Raw genomic sequence first — 24,532 nt, 5'->3', positions numbered from 1 at the left:
GCTGCACGCGGCGCGGGCGAGACGTGAGCGCCGCTTATCCTGGCCATGATCACGCTTCATATGCCTGGCCAGCTCGGATGCGTTAGAATCCGCACCCTATTTCATCCGCCCAGCTGATTCTCAGGGGATTGCCATGTTCAGCCGTGATTTGACCATTGCCAAGTACGACGCCGAGCTCTTCGAAGCCATGCAGCAAGAAGCTCTGCGCCAGGAAGAGCACATCGAGCTGATCGCTTCGGAAAACTACACCAGCCCGGCCGTCATGGAAGCCCAGGGCTCCGTGCTGACCAACAAGTACGCCGAAGGCTACCCGGGCAAGCGCTATTACGGTGGCTGCGAGTACGTGGATATCGTTGAGCAACTGGCCATCGACCGCGCCAAAGAGCTGTTCGGCGCCGATTACGCCAACGTTCAACCGCATGCGGGTTCGCAAGCCAACGCTGCTGTCTACCTGGCCCTGCTGAGCGCCGGTGACACCATCCTGGGCATGAGCCTGGCCCACGGCGGTCACCTGACCCACGGCGCCAGCGTTTCCTCGTCGGGCAAGCTGTACAACGCCATTCAGTACGGCATCGACGGCAACGGCCTGATCGACTACGACGAAGTCGAGCGCCTGGCTGTCGAGCACAAGCCGAAGATGATCGTCGCCGGTTTCTCCGCCTACTCGCAGATTCTCGACTTCCCACGCTTCCGCGCCATCGCTGACAAGGTAGGCGCCTTGCTCTTTGTTGATATGGCGCATGTCGCAGGCCTGGTCGCTGCTGGCGTGTACCCGAACCCGGTACCGTTCGCCGACGTGGTCACCACTACCACCCACAAGACCCTGCGCGGCCCGCGCGGCGGCCTGATCCTCGCCAAGGCCAACGCCGAGATCGAGAAGAAGCTCAACTCTGCCGTCTTCCCGGGCGCCCAGGGCGGCCCGCTGGAGCACGTCATCGCTGCCAAGGCGATCTGCTTCAAGGAAGCGCTGCAGCCTGAGTTCAAGACTTACCAGCAGCAGGTCGTGAAGAACGCCCAGGCCATGGCCGGCGTGTTCATCGAGCGTGGCTTCGACGTCGTTTCCGGCGGCACCGAAAACCACCTGTTCCTGCTCTCGCTGATCAAGCAGGAAATCTCCGGTAAGGACGCCGACGCCGCACTGGGCAAAGCCTTCATCACCGTCAACAAGAACTCGGTGCCGAACGACCCACGCTCCCCGTTCGTGACCTCCGGCCTGCGCTTCGGCACCCCGGCAGTCACCACTCGTGGCTTCAAGGAAGCCGAGTGCAAGGAACTGGCTGGCTGGATCTGCGACATCCTGGCCGACCTGAATAACGAAGCGGTGATCGACGCTGTTCGCGAGAAGGTCAAAGCCATCTGCGCCAAACTGCCGGTTTACGGCAAATAAGCGACAGCGCTGTAAACGAAAAAGCCCGGCCAATGCCGGGCTTTTTCATTCCGGCGAAAAAATCACAGGCCGTGGATCAGTGAGCAAATGCCGCAAACGAAGAAGCCGCACAGTGCGCGGCTTCTTCGTTGGTAGCGGGCCTGCTCGGTTTCCCGAAAGGCACTCATGCCCCTGGCGCAATCAACGCGATGCAGCGGCCGGTGCGGCAGTAGCGGTGGCAGTGCACGGAGCGCTGGCACCGAGGCCGGCGGTCATGCTTTCGACGTTGTTGAGCACGTCATTGCCCTGGTTGACCTTCTGGGCCTTCTCCGCCGCCTGCATGCGCGAAGCGTAGGTGGTCGAGTCACCCTGGAAGCTCTGCTGAGTTTCCAGCACGGAGTTCGCAATGCTCAACAGGCTGCGGCCAGTCGAGATCAGGTTATCGGACGTGCTCGGCGTGCAGGGACCGCTGGCATTGGCCGCCTGCGTGTTATTCATAAGGCCCTGGCTTTGCGTATTCTGCGGCAGGCACCCGGCAAGAGTAGCCAGCATCGGGGCAATGAGCAGAGCCCCAAGCGTTCCTTTGATGCTCATGTGAGATTCTTCCTCGACGACCTGCCTTCGACCCATTGCCGAAGCGATGCCCGCGATTTTAAGAAGGGTATAGTCGCGGCGAAATAGTACGGGTGTGCTAGAGGCACGTTGTGCGTTTGCTGCTGCCTTGCGCCTGCAAAGGCCGGCGGCCTATGGTGTACGAGTGTCCGAATCAACTAGCTCGTAGGAAATCTACATGTCCGTGACCGCGCCACGCGCGTACGACGTCGAGCGTGCTCAGGCGGTGGTGCGTCTGATCATCTCGCCCATCGCCATCAGCTATGCACTGGTGCTCTACCAGCTCTCCATGCTTGAGGCAGAGGTGGCCTGGGACATATTCCTCTACGAGTCGGCCTACTGTGCCGCCGCTCTGGCGCTCTGGCTCGACATCCGCCGCCGCCCCGGCAACCGACCGGCACGGCGAGTGCTGACCATGCTCATCGACTACACCACCATCACGCTGGTCATTTCCGCAGGTGGCGCACCGATGCTGCCGATCTATGCCGTCCTGCTCTGGGTGACGGTCGGCTACGGCCTGCGCTACAGATCGGGCTACCTGTTGCTGGCAACTGTCATGGCCACGCTCTCGCTGCTAATCATCGCTAGCACTTCGGCCTACTGGCAGTCGCAACCTTATCTGATCATCACCCTGCTGCTCACCACCCTGATGGTGCCCGCCTATATACACACCCTGCTCAAGCGCTCGCGCCTCGCCGCTGAAGCCGAGCAGGCCGCCAACCTGGCCAAGTCGCAGTTTCTGGCGCAGGCCAGTCACGATCTGCGCCAGCCCATTCACTCCATCAGCCTGTTCACCGCCTGCCTGCGCGACAGCAGCCTGGACAGCGAGCAGAAACGCCTGGTGGAGAACATCGACAAATCGCTGAACAGCGTTGCCCGCCTGTTCCGCTCGATTCTCGACATGTATTCGCTGGACAGCGGCAAGGTGGCGGCACAAATGGAGACCCTGCCGCTGCACACTCTGCTACAGCAACTGATCCAGCAGAACACCGAGGCAGCCCGCTGGGCCGGAGTGGATATTCGCCTGCACTGCCCGCCAGTCTACGTGCGTACCGATCACGCCCTGCTCACCACCATGCTGCAGAACCTGCTCTCCAACGCCTTGAAGTACGCCCCCGGGAAACCCGTGCTGATCGGCTGCCGGCGCAAAGGCACGGGCCTGTCCATCGAGCTGTACGACAAGGGCCGCGGTATTGCCGACGCGCATCTCGACAATATCTTCGAAGAGTTCTACCGCGTGCGCCAGGCGCGCGACACTGATGTCGACGGAATGGGGCTGGGGCTGACCATCGTCAGGCGACTAGGCACGCTGATGGATCTGCGCATTCGCATTCGCTCCGTTGAGGGCCGGGGCACACTCGCAGCCATCGACGGCCTGCAGCCGGTAGCGGCACCTGTCGAACGCCCTGCCCCGGCACAGAGCAATACCCTGGCGCCGCGCATGCTGGATGGCTTGCGGGTATGCCTCATCGAGGATGATCAGAACGTGCTACTGGCCACCGCCACCCTACTGACGAAATGGGGCTGTGACGTCACCACCTTCACCTCGCTACCAGACGTGCCGGCGGACTTCGATCTGGTGGTCACCGACTTCGACCTCGGCCTCGAAGCGCATGGGGCCGACTGCATCAACCATGTGCGTGCACTCAGCGGCCGCAACGTGCCTGCCATCATCATGACCGGCCACGACGTGCGCCGCGTCCAGGAACAGTTGGCTGACGAGAACATTCCAATCCTGTCCAAGCCCGTGCAGCCCGCCGAGCTGCGCTCGCTGCTGGTGGCGCTCAAACTCGGATCGCAAGCAGCCTGACGATTAACGCAACCCAGCCTGCGCCGCCTTGGCGGCTGCAGCTGCACGGCTGCTGACATCCAGCGTGCGCAGCAGCGAAGAAACATGAATACGCACGGTAAAGGGAGAGATGTCTAGCTCGCGGGCGATTTCCTTGTTCGACAGGCCGCGAACCAATAACCGCAACACGTCCTGCTGGCGCGGCGTCAGTTGCTCGAGCAGTTGCCTGCCCTCGGTAAAGGCCGGCACCCCGGCCGGGCCCAGACTGAGGACGAAATCCCCCGCACGCACCGCCAGCAGCCCGGCGGCAATTTCGTCGGGCGGCGTCGCCTTGCCGATAAAGCCATCGGCACCAGCCACCATCACCTCGTCGATCAGCTCGCGGTTGTCGACCATCGACACGATCACGATGGAGCTGCGCTGAAACCGCTGGCGCAACGCACCAATGGCTTGCGGAGACTGCCCCGGAAACAGCAGATCGAGCATGAACAAGCAGGGCGCCGTACCAGCACTAGCCAGGGCGAGCACCTCGTCCATGTCACCCGCCTCGAGAATGCAGGCATGGGGAAAGACGCGCTGCGCGATGCGGCTCAGGCCTTCACGAAAAACCGGATGATCATCGGCCACGATAATGCGGTCTTGCTGAGGTTGTTCGATCATAAGGACGTTTTCATCATGGGCTCAGACTAAGGTCATATCCATGGGGGCGCTAGCATCTGGTTCTCAGTCTGGGCCGATGGGGCCGGCTCATTGATCAGGTGCAGACGCCGATCAAACGACATAGACCCTCAGCCGCTATGAAAGATCCTGACCTACGTGGCGGATTCGGCCTGGAATTGCAGACATGAAAAAGCCGCGCAGTGCGCGGCTTTAAAGGTGGTGGGCCCACACGGACTCGAACCGTGGACCAAAGGATTATGAGTCCTCTGCTCTAACCAACTGAGCTATAGGCCCTCAGAGGCCGGCGGATTATACCGATGCACCTGGCCGAGCGCCAATCCGATGCGCTGCGTGTCTGGAAACATCGCAACGACACTGTGCAGCGTCTCCAATCCCGAGAAAAATACCGAGACGACTGCAGGAGCGTGCTCCGCGCCCCTGAAGAAATACGATGTGTCTGAGCGCAGCCTGAGGGTCACTTTTTGAGTTGAATAGATTCATTATTCGGCTCACTAATCGAGCCGAATAGGGTGGCTAATCGGCTCACAGACTAGTAATGCCATGAATGACACCTTCTGATGCCTGGGAGATTTCCTTGGCGCAGCCGCCGTCGTGCCACGGCCTAGCGACAGTCGTAGTGCCCGCTACACAAGCCTCGCACTGCGAGGCTTTCGTGTTTTTATACACTCGACAAATCCGTTTCTACTGCGCCTTTGCGTTCACGGAACGTCCACATCCCGATGGCTCGAGCGCGTTTGATCCGTGTGCTGATTTGATCCATGCACCGAAAGGTTGTGCCCAGCAGAAGGCGCCACGAAGCGGCCTGATCGTTCATAATCCCATTACCGCTCTCTATCATTGGCAAGCTAGCGTATTCATCCAGCGCCCTTGCGCTGCCAATGGTGAAGGCCGATACACGCTCAACACCGCCTCAGCCAGGTCTGCAAATTTGATGAGTCAGACATCCAAAATCGGTCACCTCAGGCGCCTGGTCGCGATCATGACTGGCGTTGTGAGCATGGCCTTTCTGCTGCTCACCTATCTGCAGGTGGAGTGGGATAAACGCGAGGCGCTGAGGAATAATGTCGACGATATGCAGAATTTGTCGACGGCACTGACCAGGCAGGCCGAGTCGACGATCCGCGATGCGCATACGGTGCTGATCGGCATCGAACGCAAGCTGAAGATTGCCGGTTATGGCCCTGAAAACCTGCAAGAGGTCCTGGAGGTATCACGGGCCCAACTGGGGGTGCTGCGCGATGTTCAAGGGTTCACCGTGGTCGGCCCGGATGGTCGGGCGCTGATCACCACGATTCCCGACCCCAATACGACCTATAGCGCCGCCGACCGGGATTACTTCGCCCTGCATCGCGAGAACAGGAACTACGGTCTGTTTATCGGCGCGCCCATTCAGAGCCGCATGACCGGCGAATGGGTGATTTCACTGTCGCTGCGCCTCAACGATGCCAACGGCGAGTTCCGCGGCGTGGTGCTGGCAACGCTGCTGATCGAACGCTTCGTCGATTTCTACCAGACCATCGACCTGGGTAGCGAGGGCGTCATCGGCCTGGTCAAGCGCGACGGCACCATCCTCGCCAGGTCGCAGCTGTCCACCGAGAGCTATGCGGTCAACGTATCGAAAAGCCCAGTGCTGCGCATGATCAACGACGATGGCGTGACACGCGGCAACATGGTGCTGACGGCGATGCTCGATGGCGTGAGGCGTATCTATGGCTTCGACTCCAGCGCCGAATACCCGATTGTGGTGGCTGCGGCGGTGTCGGAAGAACAGGCGCTGCAGGCCTGGCGACACCGTGCACAGCAGACCTGGGTCTTGAGCGGCATCGTGCTGTTGCTGTTCGTGTCGATGGCCTGTTTGATCTGGCGTGCGCTCGGGCGCCAGGGCGAGATGGAAGCCAGCCTGAAGGGTATGCACCGTGATCTGGCAGAAGCCAATCACGCGCTGGAGATCATCGCCGGCGAAGATGCCCTCACGGGCCTGGCCACACGTCGCCGATTGGATGAAGCGCTGCAGGCGGCCTTCAGCTCTGCGGCAGCCCAGGGGCAGCCGCTGTCTTTCGTGCTGGTCGATGTGGACTACTTCAAACGCTTCAACGATCAGTACGGCCACCCGGCTGGTGACGAAGCGCTCAAGCAGGTGGCCGCAGTACTCAAGCGCCATGCCAAGCGCAGTGCAGATACCACTGCACGCTATGGCGGTGAGGAAATGGCGCTGATTCTCCCCGGCGCAGAAAGCGCGTCAGCCTTGGCTGTGGCCGAGCGAATTCGCGCGGATGTCGAAGCCTTGGCGATAGCCAATGAGGGTTCGCCCTACACCAACCTGACCTTGAGCGTCGGCGTCGCGTCCTGCGTGCCAGGGCGAGATATGCCGACACCCGCCGCACTGGTCGCGGCTGCGGATGTCGCCCTGTACGCAGCCAAAGGCGCTGGCCGCAACCGCGTGACGCTCGGCGACAACCCCGTCTGACTGAGCCGTCGAGGGCCGCCGCACCGCCCCCTGCGGCAGTACCCAGCTTTTTGCTGGTCAACGACTACAAAAACGCTAATTTCGCTATCCCCTGCCTCTGAACACAATGGCCCCAATGCACGAGCGGCTTGCGCGATGTGCCCAAGGCCAGCCTTGGCCGAAAGGCGCCCGGCCTCCTTCAGAGGGACATAGAGATGACTGTCGAGAAAATCGAAATAGATACCCTGGTGGTTGGCGCAGGCCAGGCCGGGGTGGCGATGAGCGAGCACCTGACCAAGCTGGGCGTGCCGCACCTGGTGCTGGAGCGCGACCGCATCGCCGAACGCTGGCGCACTATGCGCTGGGATTCGCTGGTGGCCAACGGGCCGGCCTGGCATGACCGCTTTCCCGGCCTGGAATTCGACATCGACGATGACGCCTTTCCCGCCAAGGAGCAGGTAGCCGCCTACTTCGAAGCTTATGCGCGCACCTTTAACGCGCCGATTCGCACCGGCGTGGAAGTGAAGAAGGTACGCCGCAACGCCAATCGCCCCGGCTTCACCATCGAAACCTCGGAGGGCGTGATCGAGGCCAACCGTGTGGTCGCCGCTACCGGACCGTTCCAGCGCCCGGTGATCCCGGCCATCGCGCCAAAAGACGAGCGCCTGACACAGATCCACTCCGCTGAATACCGCAATCCGCAGCAGTTGCCAGCCGGTGCGGTACTGGTGATTGGCGCGGGCTCCTCGGGCACGCAGATCGCCGATGAGCTGATGCAGGCAGGCCGCCAGGTGTACCTGTCGGTCGGTGCCCATGATCGGCCGCCACGCAGCTATCGCGACCGTGATTTCTGCTGGTGGCTGGGCGTGCTCGGCGAGTGGGATCAGGAAACCCCGAAGGCCGGCCGCGAACACGTGACTATCGCTGTCAGCGGCGCTGGTGGCGGCAAAACCATCGACTTCCGCCGCCTGGCCCACGAAGGCATGACACTGGTTGGCCTGACCCGCTCGTTCGATAACGGCGTAGTGCAGTTTGCCGACGACTTGGTCGACAACGTCCGCCGTGGCGACGAGAACTACCTGGCGCTGCTCGATGCCGCGGATGCCTACATCGCCCGCAACGGCCTGGATCTGCCAGAAGAGCCGGAAGCGCGGCGCATCCCCGCCGACCCAGCGTGCATGACCGAGCCGCTGCGCGAGCTGGATCTGATCGAGGCCGGCGTGACGTCGATCATCTGGGCCACAGGCTTCGCCACCGACTTCACCTGGCTGGAGGCCGATACCTTCGACGCCAACGGCAAGCCGCAGCATCAGCGCGGCGTATCGCGCGAGCCGGGCATCTATTTCCTCGGCCTGCCGTGGCTGTCGCGCCGGGGCTCGTCGTTCATCTGGGGCGTGTGGCACGACGCCAAGCACGTCGCCGATCACATCGCCACACAACGCAAATACACCGCCTATCGCGATGCCGAGCAGCGCCAGGCAGAAGCCCCCATCACCCGCCTGCAGGGAGTCAAATGATGCCCACTCATACCCGCATCCGCATGTTCAACACCAAGGACACCTACCCCAACCAGTCCCTGGACAATGACCTCTGCCAAGCCGTGCGCGCCGGCAACACGGTGTACGTACGCGGCCAGGTCGGCACCGACTTCGACGGCAATCTGGTCGGCCTTGGCGACCCGCAGGCACAGACCGAGCAGGCGATGAAGAACCTCAAGCAACTGCTGGAAGAAGCCGGCAGCGACCTCTCGCACATCGTCAAGACCACCACTTACCTGATCGACCCACGCTACCGCGAACCGGTGTACAAGGAAGTCGGCAAGTGGCTGAAGGGCGTATTCCCGATCTCCACCGGCCTGGTGGTGTCGGCCCTTGGCCAGCCGCAGTGGCTGATGGAGATCGACGTGATCGCCGTGATCCCGGACGACTGGCAAGCCAAATAAGGAGGCAGGCATGACCTTTTCCATCGTCGGGCGCTGCCCGGAAACCGGTCAACTGGGCATCGCCATCAGCTCGTCGAGCATCGCCGTGGGCGCGCGTTGCCCCTGGCTGCGTGCCGGTGTAGGGGCGGTTGCCACCCAGAACGTCACCCTGCCCGCCCTCGGCCCGCAGATTCTCGACCTGCTGGAACAGCAGACGCTGGAGCCGAGCGACGCCCTGCAGCGCGCGCTGAGCGCCAATGGCTGGAGCCAGTACCGCCAGGTGACGGTGATCGACAGCCACGGCCGTACCGCGCTGTTCAGCGGCAAGGAAGCGCTGGGGCTGTACAACGCGGTGGCCGGTGAGCAGTGCGTGGCGGCGGGTAATCTGCTGTCGGGCGAAGCAGTGATCCAGGCCATGGTCGAGGCATTCGAAAACGCCAGCGGGCAACTGGCTGATCGCCTGCTCGCGGCCATGCATGGGGCGATGGCCGCCGGCGGCGAAGCCGGCCCGGTGCATTCGGCTGCGCTCAAGGTGGTGGGCGACCTGGTCTGGCCGATCATCGATCTGCGGGTCGACTGGGCGGACGAAGACCCCATCGGCCAGTTGGATGGCTTGTGGCAAGCTTACCGGCCGCAGATGCAGGATTACCTGAGCCGCGCCCTAGACCCCACGGCCGCGCCAAGTTATGGAGTGCCGGGCGATGAATGAGCCCAGCAGCCGCGCCCTGCTCGAGCGGCTGATCGGCTTCGCCACGGTCAGCCGTGATTCCAACCTGCAACTGATCGAATTCATCCGCGATTACCTGGCGGGCTTCGGCGTCGACAGCGAGCTGTTCCACAACGCCGAAGGCACCAAGGCCAATCTGTTCGCCACCATTGGCCCGACGGATCGCGGCGGCGTGGTGCTGTCCGGCCACACCGACGTGGTACCGGTGGACGGCCAGGCCTGGACGCTCGACCCGTTCCAGCTGACGGAGCGGGACGGCTGCCTGTACGGCCGCGGTGCGGCGGACATGAAGGGCTTTATCGCCTGCGTGCTGGCGGCGGTGCCGAACCTCGTACAACGCCCGCTGCAGGTACCGGTGCACCTGGCGTTTTCCTACGACGAAGAAGTCGGCTGCCTCGGCGTGCGCTCCATGCTCGCCGAACTGGAAAAACGCCCACATAAACCGACCCTGTGCCTGATCGGCGAACCTACCGAACTCAAGCCCGTGCTCGGCCACAAGGGCAAGCTGGCGATGCGCTGCGAAGTGCACGGCGCCGCCTGCCATTCGGCGTACGCGCCCTACGGCGTGAATGCCATCGAATACGCGGCACGGCTGATCGGCCACCTGGGCGACATCGGCGCGCGCCTGGCCCAGCCCGAGCACCACGATGCGCGCTTCGACCCGCCCTTCTCCACCGTGCAGACCGGCCTGATCAAGGGCGGCCGCGCGCTGAACATCGTACCGGCGGAATGCGAGTTCGATTTCGAGGTGCGCGCGTTGCCGGGCTTCAACGCACAGAGCGTGGCGGATGAATTGCAAAGCTACGCCGCCCAGCAACTGCTGCCGAAGATGCAGGCGGTGAGCGCCGCCAGCGACATCCGCCTGCAAGCGCTGAGCGCCTACCCCGGCCTCGCCACACCGCCCGACAGCGAGGCCGCGCGCCTGCTGACGAGGATCTGCGGGTCAAGTGATTTCGGCACCGTGGCCTTTGGCACCGAAGGCGGCCTGTTCGACGGCGCCGGCATCCCAACCGTGGTCTGCGGCCCTGGCAGCATGGATCAGGGCCACAAGCCTGACGAGTTCGTCAGCGTGGAACAGCTCCAGGGTTGTGATGCAATGCTTTCGAGACTGGTGGATTACCTGCGCGAGCCGGTTTGAGATTCGGTTGTTTGGTGGGCCACAGAAGAGAGCGTAGCGTAGGGTGGACGACGCCTTACCCGTCCTCCAGGCACCAACCACGATTGGCCCTCTTACTGTGGGAGCGCACCATGCGCGCGAAATCGCGGGCATGGCCCGCCCCCACAGCAGAGGAGAGAGTGACGTCGTGGCGTAGGGTGGGCTTCAGCCCACCAGAATCTCGCAAGTCAGCGCGAACCCAACCCCGCAACGGTGGGCTAAAGCGCCACCCTACGAGCGAATCGCAGGGTGGACGACGCGTCACCCGTCCACCGTGCATCAACCACGATTGGCCTGCTCCCACAGTGGCGATAGCCAATATCCGCGTTTCCCCGGCTCTACAGCCCGGCACTCTCGCTAAGCTGGCTCAACCGCTCCCGACAGAAGTCGACGAACAATTGCGCTGGCTTGGTGAGTTGCCCACGTTTGAGGCGTGCCGCCACCAGGCCGGAGGTGGCGACAGGTTCGGTGATGTCCACGGTGACCACGCGCTTGCCGTCGTAAGTGCATTCCGAGTGCGGCTTGGTGACCAGCAGCGAGAAGCCGAAGCCCTGGCCCACCATGCCGCGCACCATCTCGATCGACGGTGAGCTGAAGACGATATTGGGGGTCAGCCCCAGCTCGTGGAACAGGCTGACGAAATAGGTACGGCTGGGTTGCACGTCGAGCAGGATCATCGGCTCCAGGCACAGATCGCGCAGCGACACCTGTGCCTGGCCGGCGAAACGGTGGTGCTCGGGCAACAGCACATAGGGCTTCTGCGGCGGCATCAGCGGCTCAGTGGCAATGGTGCCATCGAGGTCGTGCTCATACAGAAAGGCCAGGTCGAAGGAGCCGGCGGTCAGGCCCTGCACCAGTTCCTGCTGCTCGCCATCGCGGATGCGGATGTCCACCCCCGGATAGCGCTCGCGAAAGCCGGCGATCAGCTGTGGCAGGTAGAGCGGCGCCACGGTTTCGAAGCAGCCGATATCGATCTGCCCGGCGACGATGTCGTTGTCGGCCAAGGCGTTCTGCTCGAATTCGCGGGCCATGCGCAGCAGTTGCTGGGCCTTCTCGTAGAAGCGCGCGCCGCTGGGCGTCAGTGATACACCCTGGGCGTGGTGGCGGATGAACAGCTGCACGCCGAAGCTTTCTTCCAGCCCCTTGATCGCCGTGGAGATGGACGGCTGGGCAATGTACAGCTGCCGCGAGGCCTCGGCCACGCTGCCGGCTTCCACTGTGGTGACGAAGTACTTGAGTTGCCGGAGGGTGTAGGAAGCCACGTGTCGATCTCAACGCCATTACTCCCTGCACCTTACTCCAGTAATGCGCTGTTACGGGGCCGCCGCTTGCAAAGTTTTTTCATATGTCTCGAGCATATTTTTACTAATTTTCCTTCTCGCCAGACTGACGCACCATGGCCCTCACTCGAACAACCCACGGGTCGCCACGACGACCTGAGCGAATTGCCGTTCACGCTCCCCCAACCGAGCGGACGCCCATAACAACAGAGATCTCCTGACGCGTGATACGACGCGCAGGTTCGCCGATTCGGCCATTACTGCCTCAGACCTACAACGTAAAAAAGCGAGGGAGTTTCCATGTTCAAGCACTTGCGTCCATGCATCCGGGCCGCCATCGGCCTGTCCATCCTGGCCGGGGCCAGCGCCTCGGCACAGGCCGAATCCAGCCTGACGGTAATTTCCTTCGGTGGTGCCACCAAGGTCGCGCAGACCGCCGCCTACTTCAAACCCTTCGAGCAGAGCGGTGCCGGTCAGGTAATCGCTGGCGAGTACAACGGCGAACTGTCCAAGGTCAAAGCCATGGTCGACGTCGGCCAGGTGACCTGGGACGTGGTCGAACTGGAAAGCCCGGAACTACAACGCGGCTGTGAAGAAGGCCTGTTCGAGCGCCTGGATCCGGCCATTCTCGGCGACACCAGCCAGTACATTCCGGGCACCGTCAGTGAGTGCGGCGTGGCCACCTATGTGTGGTCGATGGTGATGGCCTACAACGGCGACAAACTGAAAACCGCGCCGGCCTCCTGGGCCGACTTCTGGGACCTGCAGAAATTCCCGGGCAAGCGTGGCCTGCGTAAAAGCGCCAAGTACACCCTGGAAGCGGCCTTGCTGGCCGATGGCGTAAGCCGCGACCAGCTTTACGAAGTGCTGGGCACGCCCGAAGGCGTCGACCGCGCCTTCAAGAAGCTGGACGCCATCAAATCCTCCATCCAGTGGTGGGAAGCTGGCGCCCAACCGCCGCAATGGCTGCTGGCCGGTGACGTGGCCATGTCCGCCGCCTACAACGGCCGCATTGGCGTGGCCCAAAAGGAAGGCGCCAACCTGAAGATTTCCTGGAACGGCAGCCTGTACGACCCGGAGCACTGGGCCATCGTCAAAGGCAGCCCGAACAAGGCACTGGCCGAGCGCTTCATCAAGTTCGCCAGCCAGGCGGACACCCAGAAGGTGTTCTCCAGCCAGATTCCGTATGGCCCGGTACACAAGCAGACCCTGCCGCAACTGCCCGCAGATGTGCAGGCGCAGCTGCCAACCGCCGAAGCCAACATGGCCGGCGCCCAACTGGTGAACGCCGAGTTCTGGATCGACCACGGCGAAGAGCTCGAAGAGCGCTTCAATGGCTGGGCGGCGCGCTGATCAGACGGCGGCAGAAATGAAAAAAGGGGCGCCCTCTCACGAGTGCGCCCCTTTTCGCTCATGCCGACGTGATCAGCGAGCCAGCTTCTTCGCCGCGCGCATGTGAACCATGACACCCAATGCCACGACGACGGCCGCAGCCGCGCCGGTGGAGATGACCAACACTTGGTATTCCTCGACGAATGCCATGGTCACCAGGCAGCCGACGATGAACACGATCACCAGGTAGGTCAGCCAGGGGAACAGCCACATTTTCAGGCGGATGTCCTTGCCTTCTGTTTCCAGCTTGCGGCGCATCTTCAGTTGCGAGAAGGCGATCACCAGGTAGACAAGCAGGGCGATCATGCCGGTGGTGTTCATCAACGTGTCGAGCACGTCTTTCGGGCGCAGGGTTTCGCTGAAGTTGATCAGCGCCACGAAGATGGCCACCGAGCAGGAGGCGATGATCGCAAACACCGGCACGCCAGTCCCCGAGCGGGTGATCTTCAGGAATCGCGGTGCATCACCACGGGTGGACAGCGAGAACAGCATGCGCGAGGCGGTGTAGTGCGCCGAGATCATGCAGCTGCTCACCGAGGTCAACACCACGAAGTTCATCAGCAGCTCGGCATACGGGATGCCCAGCAGCTCCAGGGTACGGCGGTAGGAGCCATAGCCGGACTGAGCCATCAGCGGGTCGTTCCATGGCACCAGGCAGACGATCAGGAAGATCGAGCCGATGTAAAACAGGCATACGCGCCAGACCACCGAGTTGGTCGCCTTGACGATCTGCGTCGACGGATCCTTGGCTTCCGAGGCGGCGATGGTAACGATCTCCGCGCCAAGAAAAGCGAACATCACCCCGAGTATGGCCACTACTACAGCCTGGATACCGTTGGGCATGAAGCCCTGGGCGGTCAGGTTGCTGAAGCCGCGCACTTCACCGGTCGGCCACAGGCTGAGCACGGCCATGCTGCAGACCACCAGGAAGCAGATGATCGCCACCACCTTGATCAGCGCGAACCAGAACTCGAACTCCCCGTAGTGTTTGACGTTGAAGAAGTTGATGCTTATCAGCAGCAGCGTGGTAGCCAGCACGAAGACGTTGACGCTGACTTCGGGGAACCAGCCATTGAGGATGGTGCCCGCTACGTAGGCTTCCCAGGCCATGAGAATGACCCAGAACCACCAGTACAACCAACCGATGGTGAAGCCGGCCCAGCGGCCGATGGCGCGCTCGGCGTAGGTGGAAAAGGAGCCAGTGTCCGGCGAGGAAGTCGCCATTTCACCGAGCATGCGCATGATCAGCACCACCAGAATGCCACCGGCCAGATAGGCCAGTACGGCAGCTGGGCCCGCGCTGTGGATCACGCTGCCGGAGCCGACGAACAGCGCGCCGCCGATGACACCGGCGATCGACATCATGGTGAGGTGCCGGGGCTTCAATGATGCACTGAGCTTGCTCTCGTGCTCCTGCTTTGCCTTGTCGGCTGATACCGCATCCATAAAGGACTACCTCTTATTGATTTTGCTGGAAACCGTTGAGGCCAGGTCGTCTCTGCTCCAGATGCACGAAACGCGGCAACGGGCCTGCCACACGCAGGCGTTGTCGTGATCGCGTTCCCTATCAGCGTTTCCGGATCCGGCGTAGGCCGGTCTCGGGCAACAATCCTTGCCGAAATCCATCCGGTTGAATCAGAGGACGACCCAGCCTCACTCGCGTGACGTTCTGAGCCATTACTGCAGCGGTGTAGCCAGAAGAAAACCCGGCCCACCGGCTTGAATGTTCGTTTTACTCCACAACCAGCCCAGCCCGAGGAGAGCCGAACCCAAACTATTGATAGGGCTAAATGCACCGCTCTAGAGGGATTACCCCCAGAAAATCCGACGAATGGAAGGGTATGTCCAAGCGTCGAGCAGGCGAATGAAACCTGTTCATTAAATTCAACGCGCCGGATGGTAACGGAAAATCTGCTTTTGGGAATACTCCGCCCGTGTAAAGAACGGATGGGCGGCATCCTTTCAGGCCGCTCCCCGCACTCCGCGTGCGGCACGCTTCGGCCAACCAGGGCGTAGGGTGGACGACGCTTCACCCGTCCACCAATCGGCAACCCTAGCGGTGGCTGAGAACAGCGCCAGCTACGCCCCCGATCCACCCGACATGGCTGGAACATGGAAGCCATCGGGAGACTCAGGTCGTTCCCACGCTCCGCGTGGGAACGCCTCCGGAGGACGCTCCGCGTCCAGCACCACGCGCCTGAGCCGACCACAAAGCGGGCGCGGAGCGCCCAAAGCACGGGTACCCACGCCGGAGCGTGGGTACCATCAGTGATTTTGCAGCAGCCGTACTACTGCTTTGGCTTGGCCTTTGCGGGGCGAGTGCCCGTGCGTTTGGCGGGTGCACCTTTACGCGAGGCGGCCTTGCGCTTGCCCTTCCAGGGAGCACCACGGCCGTTGCTGGGAGGCGGGCCGCTGATATTCAGTTGCAGGCCGAGGCAGCGTTCGATCTGCTTGCCCATCCAGGTCGACTGCTTGGTGACGAACTCTTCCAGCGGCATCTCGCCGCTCTGCACCATGTCCAGCGCCTGCTCCCAGATAGCCGTGGTGCCGGGGTCGGCGATGGCCCGCGGCACCGCGTCGATGAGGCCGAACGCCGCCGAGGTCGCGGCCAGGGTCTTGCCCTGTTTGATCAGGTAGCCGCGGTCGAGCAGCCCCTGGATGATCCCGGCGCGGGTGGCTTCGGTGCCGATGCCGGTGGTGTCCTTGAGCTTCTGTTTGAGCCGTGGGTCTTCGACCAGCCGTGCCACGTTCTTCATGGCCTGGATCAGGTCGCCCTCGGTGAACGGCTTGGGCGGCTGAGTATGCTGATCCTTCAGCGAAACCTCGCGCACCACGCACTGCTGCCCTTCGCGCAGACTCGGCAAAGCCTGAGGCGCCGCAGCTTCACGCCCCTTGGCTGGCGCCAGGGCTTCGGGCAGCGCCCGCTTCCAGCCGGGCTCGACGATCTGCTTACCGACCGCACGCAAGCTGTGCCCGGCACAGTCGAAGTCGGCCTGGGTGCGATCGTATTCATGGTTGGGCAGAAACTGCGCCAGGTAGCGGGCGCGAATCAGCTCGTAGACGGCTCGCGGGCGGCCGCTCAAGCGTGCCAGCCCACCCGCGGCCAAGGTAGGAATGATGCCGTGGTGCGCACTGACCTTGGCGTCGTTCCACGCCCGTGAGCGGCGCTGCGTCTGGGTATGCGCCAGTACCTCGCGCAGGCCCGGATCAGCCTGCCCCAGGGCGGCCAGAATGGCTGGCGCCTCGGCGTGCTGGCTCAGCGGCAGATAGCCGCAGTCGCTGCGTGGGTAGGTGATCAGCTTGTCGGTCTCATAGAGCTTCTGGGCGATATCCAGGGTTTCCTGGGCGCCGAGGCCGAGTTTTTTCGAGCACACCTGCTGCAGCGTGCCGAGGTCGAAGAGCAGAGGCGGCGCTTCGCGCATGCGCTCGGTCTTCAGTTGCTGCAACAGCGCCTGCTCGGCGCCCTGGATATCTGCAGCGGCGCGCTGCGCGACCTCCTGCTTCAGGCAGCGCCCCTGCTCGTCGCACTGCGCTTCAGGGGCACGCCACTGGGCGGTAAAGGGCGTGCCGTTGCCGTCGAGCACCACATCGATCGCCCAGAACGGCACGGGCACGAAGGCGGCGATGCTGCGGTCGCGATCCACCACCAGCCGCAAGGTCGGCGTTTGCACGCGGCCGACCGGCAGCACGCCCTGATAACCGGACTTGCGCCCCAGCAGGGTGAACAGGCGGCTCATGTTCATGCCGATCAACCAGTCGGCCCGCGAGCGACCGAGTGCCGACTGATAAAGGTTGTAGGTACTGGCGCCGGGCTTGAGCGCAGCCAGCGCCTTGCGAATCGACGTATCGTCCAGGGCCGACAACCACAGGCGCTGGATCGGCCCGCGGTAGCGGCAATGGTCGAGCAACTCGCGGGCAATCATCTCGCCCTCACGGTCCGCATCGGTGGCGATCACCAGTTCGTCGGCCTCACCGAGCAGCCGCTTGACCGCCTTGAACTGCGCGGCAGTCTTGGGTTTGACGCGCATCTTCCACTGCTGCGGCACGATGGGCAGATCGTCCAGTACCCAACGTTTATAGCGCGCGTCGTAGGCATCCGGCGGCGCGGTTTCCAGGAGGTGGCCGATGCACCAGGTCACTGTCACGCCGCTGCCCAGCCAACAGCCATCACCACGCCGCGTGGCACCGAGCACGCTGGCGATATCCTTGGCTTGAGAGGGCTTTTCGCAGAGAAACAGGCGCATAGGGCATCGGCACGATGAGTTGGACAGGCACCAGAGTACTGTATATCCATACAAATCACCTACGCCTGTGCTGATTTGCCCATAGGCGGGGGCTCTGCTAGTGTCGCGGCGACCGCGAACCCCGCCTGAGACCTGCTGACCATGGCCCGTAAGAAAGCCGCGCTCGATTTCGAGCAATCCCTGACCGACCTGCAAACCATCGTCGAGCGCCTGGAGAACGGCGAGCTCTCACTGGAGGAATCGCTGAGCGCTTTCGAACAAGGCATCAGCCTGACCCGCGATTGCCAGGCCTCACTGACTCAGGCCGAACAGAAAGTGCAGATTCTTCTCGAGCGCGACGGGGAACTGCAGGCGGCACCGTTCGAAACGGACGAGCCGTTATGATCGCCAGCTACCAGGCACGCTGCCAGAAGCAGGTCGACGCCGCCCTGGAGCCGCTGTTCGCGGCGCCGCGAGTCGAGCTCGAACGCCTGTATGCCGCCATGCGCTACAGCGTGTTCAACGGTGGCAAACGCATTCGCCCGCTGCTGGCCTACGCTGCCTGCGAAGCCCTCGGCGGCGCTGCGCAGCAGGCCGATGGTGCGGCCTGCGCGGTGGAGCTGATCCACGCCTATTCCCTGGTACATGACGACCTGCCGGCCATGGACGATGACGACTTGCGCCGCGGCCAGCCCACCACGCACAAGGCCTTCGACGAAGCCACGGCGATTCTTGCGGGCGACGGCCTGCAGAGCCTGGCTTTTGCAGTGCTGGCCAACGAACAGCGCAATCCGCACAGCGCGGAAATCCGCCTGAGCATGTTCAGTGCGTTAGCTGAAGCGGCAGGCCCCGCCGGCATGGTCGGTGGCCAGGCCATCGACCTCGGCTCGGTTGGCCAACAACTGCAGCAGCCGGCTCTGGAAGTGATGCATCGCCACAAGACCGGCGCGCTGATCGAAGCCAGCGTGCGCCTCGGCGCCCTGGCCAGCGGCCGCGCCGACGAGCGCACCCTGGCGGCGCTGAGCAGCTATGCCCGCGCCATCGGCCTGGCCTTTCAGGTGCAGGACGACATCCTCGACGTGGAAAGCGATACCGCCACGCTGGGCAAGACTCAGGGCAAAGACCAGGCGAACGACAAGCCCACCTACCCGGCCCTGCTTGGCCTGGATGCGGCGAAGCGTTACGCCTTCGAACTGCGTGATCAGGCCCTGCATGCCCTGCGCCCGTTCGATAATGCCGCCGAGCCCCTACGCGAGCTGGCCCGTTACATCGTAGAAAGGCGCAACTGAAACCACGCCCTCGTTGTCTCATGTGGCACGACCGTTACGGTGATCCATCCCCACCTTGGGCACGGATCATCGCATCAGGTAAACTGCCCCATTATTTGAATTCTTATAACGACTCGCCTGATGCCGACGACCTTCCACGAGATTCCCCGCGAACGCCCGCTGACGCCGCTGCTCGACCGCGCCAATACGCCGGATGAATTGCGCCGCCTCGGCGAGGCCGAGCTGGAGACCCTGGCGGATGAATTGCGCCAGTACCTGCTCTACACAGTCGGCCAGACCGGCGGGCACTTCGGCGCAGGCCTCGGGGTGATCGAGCTGACCGTCGCCCTGCACTACGTCTTCGATACCCCCGATGACCGCCTGGTGTGGGATGTCGGCCATCAGGCGTATCCGCACAAGATCCTCACCGGGCGCCGCGAGCGCATGGGCAGCCTGCGCCAGAAGGACGGCATCGCCGCCTTTCCGCGCCGCTCGGAAAGTGAGTACGACACCTTTGGCGTCGGTCACTCCAGCACCTCGATCAGCGCCGCACTGGGCATGGCCATCGCCGCCCAGCGCCAAGGCAGCAAGCGCAAGTCGGTCGCGGTGATCGGTGACGGCGCGCTGACTGCCGGCATGGCGTTCGAAGCGCTCAACCACGCGGCAGACGTTAAAGCCAACATGCTCGTCGTGCTCAACGACAACGACATGTCGATCTCCAAGAATGTCGGCGGCCTGTCCAACTACCTGGCCAAGATCCTATCCAGCCGCACCTACGCCAACGTGCGTGAGGGCAGCAAGAAAGTGCTGTCCAAACTACCCGGTGCCTGGGAAATCGCCCGCAAGACCGAAGAGCACGCCAAGGGCATGCTGGTCTCCGGCACGCTGTTCGAGGAGCTGGGCTGGAACTACATCGGCCCCATCGACGGCCATGACCTGCCGACCCTGCTGGCCACCTTGCGCAACATGCGCGACCTGGAGGGCCTGCAGTTCCTCCATGTGGTGACCAAGAAGGGCAAGGGTTTCGCCCCTGCCGAGGTCGACCCGATCGTCTACCACGCGATCACCAAGCTGGAGCCGATCAACGCGCCAGCCAAGGCGAAAAAGCCGTCCGGACCGAAGTATTCCAGCGTATTCGGCCAGTGGCTGTGCGACATGGCGGCCAGCGATGAACGCCTGATGGCGATCACCCCGGCCATGAAGGAAGGCTCCGATCTGGTGACCTTCAGCGAGCGTTATGCCGATCGCTACTTCGACGTGGCCATCGCCGAGCAACACGCGGTGACCCTCGCTGCCGGCATGGCCTGCGAAGGCGCCAAACCGGTGGTGGCGATCTACTCGACGTTCCTGCAGCGCGCTTACGATCAGCTGATTCACGATGTCGCGGTGCAGAACCTCGACGTGCTGTTCGCCATCGACCGCGCCGGCTTGGTCGGCGAAGACGGCCCCACCCACGCGGGCAGCTTCGACCTCTCCTACCTGCGCTGCATTCCCGGCATGCTGATCATGACGCCGAGTGACGAGAACGAGCTGCACCACATGCTGACTACCGGCTACCAGTTCGCCGGCCCGGCAGCGGTGCGCTACCCCCGTGGTAGTGGCCCGAATGCACCGATCGACAGTCAGTTGAGCGCCCTGCCGATCGGCAAGGGCGTAATCCGCCGCCAGGGCAGCGGCGTCGCCCTGCTGGTCTTTGGCGTGCAACTGAGTGAGGCCCTGCGCGTCGGCGAAACGCTGAACGCCACGGTGGTCGACATGCGCTTCGTCAAACCGCTGGACGAAACGCTGATCAGCGAACTGGCCGCCAGCCACGAGCTACTGGTCACCATCGAGGAAAACAGCGTGATGGGCGGTGCGGGCAGCGCGGTCAGCGAATTCCTCGCCAGCAGCGGCGCACTGACGCCAATGCTGCACCTGGGCCTGCCCGACAGCTATGTGGAGCACGCGCGCCCAGAGCAGATGCTCGCCGAGTGTGGCCTGGACGAAGCCGGGATCGAAGCGGCCATACGAGCAAAACTGGCACGCTGATACTCCCCCGACCGGCATATATCGTCGGCCCATATATTGCAGTAATCTCCAGTTGGGATTGAGCATGTATGGTCCGCCGATAGCGGCCGGGAGCTCGTATGCAGTTGCGTAGCCACAAGATGGATTTCAAGGGCCGCGAGCGCCGCTGGCTGCCCTGGTTCGGCAAGGCAGGCAAGCTGGCCATGCGCTGGTCCTGGTTGCTCAATGCCGGTCAGGCCGAACGGGTTGAGAAAACCTTCTCCGGCCTGGCGCTGACCCGCGTCGACCTGCTCACCAACTGGGCACGCCAGCACTGGCAGGAGCTCGAACTGCTGAGTGCTGCACTCACCCCAGCGTGGCCGGCCTTGCCGGATGCCGTACTGCAGCGGGCGTTGGCGCATATGCCCGAAGTGTCCGAACTGTTCGTGGTCGACACCGCCGGACGCATACTCGCTTCGACCCATACACCACGCCAGGGCCAGCGTCACGATACCGGAGCTCTGGCAGCCGGGCTCAAGGGGCAGTTTCTGCTTGGCCCCTATATCGATGAGCTGACCCAGCAACTCGGGCCGACCACGTCTAAGTTCCACGATGCCGTCACGCTGCTGTTTCACCAGCCACTCAGCCACGGCGGGCAAGTGGTCGGTTGCCTGTGCGCACGGATCCCCAACGATGTGATGAGCGACCTGATTCAGCGCGAAGCTGGGCACGTCTACCGCGACTCCGGCGATAACTATCTGTTCATGGTGCAGAGCGCCCATGACCCGAAGATAAGCCCAGGCACCGCCCTGTCGCGCTCACGCTTCGAGGATGGCGCGTTCACCGGTGGCGAGAACCTCAAACAGGGCGTGAAAACGCCCTTCGGCACCGTTCGTGTGCAGAAGCACACTGAGTTCGAGCTGCGCTTCACCGCGCCGGCGAGCGGCGAATTGCATCCTGGCGTGCGCGAAACCATTCGCCATGGCAGCAACCTGTTCGTGCTCTACCCAGGCTATCCCGATTACCGCCATGTGCCGGTGATCGGCGCCGGCCTGACGCTGCGCCTGCCCGGCTCACCGGATACCTGGGGCATGATGTGCGAGGGCGATCTGGAGGAGGTCTACCGCCAGCGCAGCCTGAGCTATTCGTTGTCCAGTCAGTTACTCGGCGGCCTGTTTCTGCTGGGCGGCCTGCAATGGCTGCTGGAACAGTATCTGCAAGAGCATGCTGCATCACTGACCTTCGCCGCAGCCGGCGTGCTGCTGTTCGGTTTCTGGGCCTTCAGCCTGCGCCGCCGCACCCGCACGCTGCAGTCGCTCTCGGACTTCTTTCTGGATACCGCTGAGTGTGGTGCGCCGCTGAGCAACCGGCTGGCGCTAGAGCGTTTTTCCAGTGACGAGGCAGGCGCCCTGGCCGGCTGGGTGAACAGTTTCGTCGACAAGATGGATCACACCATGCAAGGCATCGTCACCGCCGGCAGCGCCCTGCAGCAGACGTCTACGGGGCTGACCCGAACGTCAGCCAACGCCAGCCTGTGCGCGGCCCAGGGCCAGGCGGCGGCGGTGTCCACGGCGCGCGCGATGCTCGACGTCAACCACAGCATCGGCGAAGCCACCCAGCATATCGTCGACAGCGAAAGCGCCTCGCGCCAGGCCCTGGCCATGACCCAGAAAGGTGGCGCGGCCGTGCAGCAGAACGCCGAAGATGTCGCGCAACTGGCCAGCCGCATCGAACAATCGAGCCAGGCACTCGAAGCCCTGAGCCAAAAGACCGAGGAAATCCAGCACATCACCGAAGCGATCCGCAGCATTGCCGAGCAGACCAACCTGCTTGCCCTCAACGCCGCCATCGAGGCTGCTCGGGCAGGCGACAGCGGGCGCGGCTTCGCAGTGGTGGCCGACGAAGTGCGCAACCTGGCCAGGCGAACCGCACAGGCCACCGAAGAGATCGCCACGACGCTCGGCAGCGTGCGCCAGCAGACACTCGATACCCAGGCCGCCATGCAGAGCTGCCAGGAGGCCGCACAACGCAGCGTGACGCGCTCGAGCGAAGCCACCGACGCACTCGAGCGCATTCAGCAGGAAGTGGCAGGCATGCAGGGGCGACTCGACCAGATCAGCCAGGCCATGAAGTCGCAACTGAGTCAGGTGCAGGCCGTCAACGGGCAGGCTCAGGCAATCACCGGGGCCGCCGAGCGCAGCAGCCAGAGCGCCGATGAAACGCTGCAGGCGGCACAGTCACTGGCGCAACTGGTGCTCGACTTGCACAAAACCGCCAGCAGACTCAGCCGCCAGGAGAACCTCGGCGGCAACAGCGCATCACCCGGCGCGCCGGCCTTCGGTCAGGCTGCTGCGTTCAAGTTCAGCGCCATTGCGCACTAGCGCTGCAGGCTCGTAGGAGATGGCACGCTTGAGTCTGGCTGCGGATCGCGGGCTCGCCCACAAGCGGGCTCCTACAGGGAGGTCGCTTTCGAAAGTCAGAGACCCGTAGCCAGGGTTGCGCGAAGCGCTACCCAGGTTGCCTTCTCCCGGGTATCGCTGCGCTCAACCACGGGCTACGAATGTAGAGCCCGGCACATCATCGAGCACGAGTCAGACCCACTCCTGAGCCTTTAGCTCGCTCTTCAGGTAGGCGTAGTAAACCGGCGCGGCGACCAGGCCGGCAATGCCGAACGCGGCTTCGAACACCAGCATAACCAGCAGCAGCTCCCAGGCGCGCGCCTTGATCTGGCCGCCGACGATACGGGCATTGAGGAAGTACTCGACCTTGTGGATAACGATCAGGTACGCCAGCGCACCCAGCGCCACCCAGATCGACAGCGACAGGCCGACCACGAAGATCGCCGCATTGGAGATCAGGTTGCCGACCACCGGCAACAAGCCGGCCACGAAGGTGATGAGGATCAGCGTCTTGGTCAGCGGCAGGTGCACACCGAATAGCGGTAGCACACCCATCAGGAAAATCGCGGTGAAGGTGGTATTGAGCAGGGATATCTTGATCTGCGCGAACACCACGTTGCGAAAGGCATCGACAAAATGTCCGACACGAATCAGCAACGCACCGGCCAACGGCTTGAGCTGGCTCGGCTCGGGGACGTTCTGCAGGCCGATCACCGCGCCGAGAATCATGCCGATCAGGATGGTGACGAACATGTGCACTGCGCCCTTGCCGAGCAGTTGCAGCTCACTGATGTGCCCGCGCAACCAGTCGTGCAGCGCGATACGGATATCGTCGACGTTGGCTGGAAGATAAGCCACCAGCGCTTCCGGCAACTGCTCGCGGGCGCGGTCGATCACGCCAAGCAACTTGCCCATCAATCGCCCAGGGTTATTCAGCTCGTGCATCACCAGCGAAAAACCACCGGCGAACACCAACCCGAGCACGGCAATCACCAGCACGCTGAGCAGGCCAACCGCCAGCAAACGCCCGAGCTGCCCGGCGAATAGCCGCTGCATGGGACGCGCCAGACGGTTGACCAGCTCGAACACCAGCAAACCGGCCAGCAGGCTCGGCAGCAGTTTCAGCGGGAAGACCAACAGTAGCGCGGCGCCAACGATCACTGCGCTGGCGGGGGAAAACCAAGGGGAGACAGGGGCTTTCATAACATCTGCAACAACCAGGAAGGCAGACAATCTGCCAGTTGCCAGCACGCTTTACCAGCGTCATCGCTTGCCGGCGACAGCGG

The 24,532-nt window shown here is 63.2% G+C and carries 18 protein-coding genes and 1 tRNA gene; 12 read left to right on the top strand and 7 right to left on the bottom strand.

The window, feature by feature from the left end:
- Positions 1-133 precede the first annotated feature (133 nt).
- Complete coding sequence (glyA, locus tag ACZ3GY_RS01360; protein WP_225835335.1) at positions 134-1,387, top strand: serine hydroxymethyltransferase; 1,254 nt, start codon at positions 134-136, stop codon at positions 1,385-1,387.
- Between the two features lie 180 nt (positions 1,388-1,567).
- Here the strand turns inward: glyA and ACZ3GY_RS01355 are convergent, their stop codons facing one another.
- Positions 1,568-1,864 (bottom strand): hypothetical protein, encoded by a 297-nt coding sequence (locus tag ACZ3GY_RS01355; protein WP_465908678.1) that lies wholly within the window; start codon positions 1,862-1,864, stop codon positions 1,568-1,570.
- A gap of 292 nt (positions 1,865-2,156) precedes the next feature.
- Here ACZ3GY_RS01355 and ACZ3GY_RS01350 point away from each other — a divergent pair, with 292 nt between their 5' ends.
- Entirely contained in the window at positions 2,157-3,788 is a 1,632-nt protein-coding gene (locus tag ACZ3GY_RS01350; RefSeq protein WP_465908677.1) for a hybrid sensor histidine kinase/response regulator, read from the top strand.
- 3 nt (positions 3,789-3,791) lie between these two features.
- Here ACZ3GY_RS01350 and ACZ3GY_RS01345 read toward each other — a convergent pair whose 3' ends face one another.
- Together ACZ3GY_RS01345 and ACZ3GY_RS01340 are read right to left on the bottom strand one after the other, a co-directional pair.
- Positions 3,792-4,427 carry a LuxR C-terminal-related transcriptional regulator gene (locus ACZ3GY_RS01345; RefSeq protein WP_465908676.1) on the bottom strand — a complete coding sequence of 212 codons (636 nt, stop codon included), beginning with the start codon at positions 4,425-4,427 and terminating at the stop codon, positions 3,792-3,794.
- 217 nt (positions 4,428-4,644) lie between these two features.
- Positions 4,645-4,721 (bottom strand) — tRNA-Ile (locus ACZ3GY_RS01340).
- Between the two features lie 658 nt (positions 4,722-5,379).
- Between ACZ3GY_RS01340 and ACZ3GY_RS01335 the strand changes: the two genes are divergently transcribed.
- From ACZ3GY_RS01335 to argE, 5 genes are all read left to right on the top strand, one after another.
- Positions 5,380-6,915, top strand: coding sequence for a sensor domain-containing diguanylate cyclase (locus ACZ3GY_RS01335; RefSeq protein ID WP_465908675.1), 1,536 nt, complete (start codon positions 5,380-5,382; stop codon positions 6,913-6,915).
- Positions 6,916-7,109: 194 nt separating this feature from the next.
- Positions 7,110-8,411 (top strand): flavin-containing monooxygenase, encoded by a 1,302-nt coding sequence (locus ACZ3GY_RS01330; protein ID WP_465908674.1) that lies wholly within the window; start codon positions 7,110-7,112, stop codon positions 8,409-8,411.
- Complete coding sequence (locus tag ACZ3GY_RS01325; RefSeq protein WP_042554711.1) at positions 8,411-8,836, top strand: RidA family protein; 426 nt, start codon at positions 8,411-8,413, stop codon at positions 8,834-8,836. Before ACZ3GY_RS01330 ends, ACZ3GY_RS01325 begins: the two co-directional genes overlap by 1 nt.
- Before the next feature lie 10 nt (positions 8,837-8,846).
- Complete coding sequence (locus ACZ3GY_RS01320; RefSeq protein WP_465908673.1) at positions 8,847-9,524, top strand: DUF1028 domain-containing protein; 678 nt, start codon at positions 8,847-8,849, stop codon at positions 9,522-9,524.
- Positions 9,517-10,680, top strand: a complete 1,164-nt coding sequence (gene argE / locus ACZ3GY_RS01315; protein ID WP_465908672.1) for an acetylornithine deacetylase — start codon at positions 9,517-9,519, stop codon at positions 10,678-10,680. Before ACZ3GY_RS01320 ends, argE begins: the two co-directional genes overlap by 8 nt.
- A gap of 356 nt (positions 10,681-11,036) precedes the next feature.
- On the opposite strand, the gene ACZ3GY_RS01310 is transcribed toward argE, so the two are convergent.
- Positions 11,037-11,960, bottom strand: coding sequence for a LysR family transcriptional regulator (locus ACZ3GY_RS01310; protein ID WP_465908670.1), 924 nt, complete (start codon positions 11,958-11,960; stop codon positions 11,037-11,039).
- 318 nt (positions 11,961-12,278) lie between these two features.
- Between ACZ3GY_RS01310 and ACZ3GY_RS01305 the strand changes: the two genes are divergently transcribed.
- The gene (locus ACZ3GY_RS01305) at positions 12,279-13,331 is read left to right on the top strand and encodes a gamma-aminobutyric acid-binding protein (RefSeq protein ID WP_463563589.1); all 1,053 of its coding nucleotides are present in this window, start codon (positions 12,279-12,281) and stop codon (positions 13,329-13,331) included.
- Between the two features lie 72 nt (positions 13,332-13,403).
- On the opposite strand, the gene ACZ3GY_RS01300 is transcribed toward ACZ3GY_RS01305, so the two are convergent.
- Together ACZ3GY_RS01300 and ACZ3GY_RS01295 are read right to left on the bottom strand one after the other, a co-directional pair.
- Entirely contained in the window at positions 13,404-14,816 is a 1,413-nt protein-coding gene (locus ACZ3GY_RS01300; protein ID WP_463563588.1) for an amino acid permease, read from the bottom strand.
- A gap of 842 nt (positions 14,817-15,658) precedes the next feature.
- Positions 15,659-17,614 carry a DNA topoisomerase III gene (locus ACZ3GY_RS01295; RefSeq protein WP_465908669.1) on the bottom strand — a complete coding sequence of 652 codons (1,956 nt, stop codon included), beginning with the start codon at positions 17,612-17,614 and terminating at the stop codon, positions 15,659-15,661.
- 141 nt (positions 17,615-17,755) lie between these two features.
- Here ACZ3GY_RS01295 and ACZ3GY_RS01290 point away from each other — a divergent pair, with 141 nt between their 5' ends.
- The 4 genes from ACZ3GY_RS01290 (at position 17,756) to ACZ3GY_RS01275 (ending at position 23,228) form a co-directional block, all read left to right on the top strand.
- On the top strand, positions 17,756-17,998 hold the full coding sequence (locus ACZ3GY_RS01290; protein WP_225835389.1) for an exodeoxyribonuclease VII small subunit: 243 nt from the start codon (positions 17,756-17,758) through the stop codon (positions 17,996-17,998).
- Positions 17,995-18,882, top strand: a complete 888-nt coding sequence (ispA, locus tag ACZ3GY_RS01285; RefSeq protein ID WP_465908668.1) for a (2E,6E)-farnesyl diphosphate synthase — start codon at positions 17,995-17,997, stop codon at positions 18,880-18,882. The genes ACZ3GY_RS01290 and ispA overlap by 4 nt, the downstream gene beginning before the upstream one ends.
- Before the next feature lie 120 nt (positions 18,883-19,002).
- Entirely contained in the window at positions 19,003-20,889 is a 1,887-nt protein-coding gene (gene dxs / locus ACZ3GY_RS01280; protein ID WP_465908667.1) for a 1-deoxy-D-xylulose-5-phosphate synthase, read from the top strand.
- Positions 20,890-20,987: 98 nt separating this feature from the next.
- On the top strand, positions 20,988-23,228 hold the full coding sequence (locus ACZ3GY_RS01275; protein WP_465908666.1) for a methyl-accepting chemotaxis protein: 2,241 nt from the start codon (positions 20,988-20,990) through the stop codon (positions 23,226-23,228).
- A gap of 210 nt (positions 23,229-23,438) precedes the next feature.
- Here ACZ3GY_RS01275 and ACZ3GY_RS01270 read toward each other — a convergent pair whose 3' ends face one another.
- Entirely contained in the window at positions 23,439-24,449 is a 1,011-nt protein-coding gene (locus ACZ3GY_RS01270; RefSeq protein ID WP_225835394.1) for an AI-2E family transporter, read from the bottom strand.
- Positions 24,450-24,532: the final 83 nt, after the last annotated feature.

Source organism: Pseudomonas sp. PME37.24/006 (assembly GCF_055556635.1).
The sequence above is the reverse complement of the archived record's forward strand: the minus strand, read 5'-3'. Positions and strand labels throughout refer to the sequence as shown.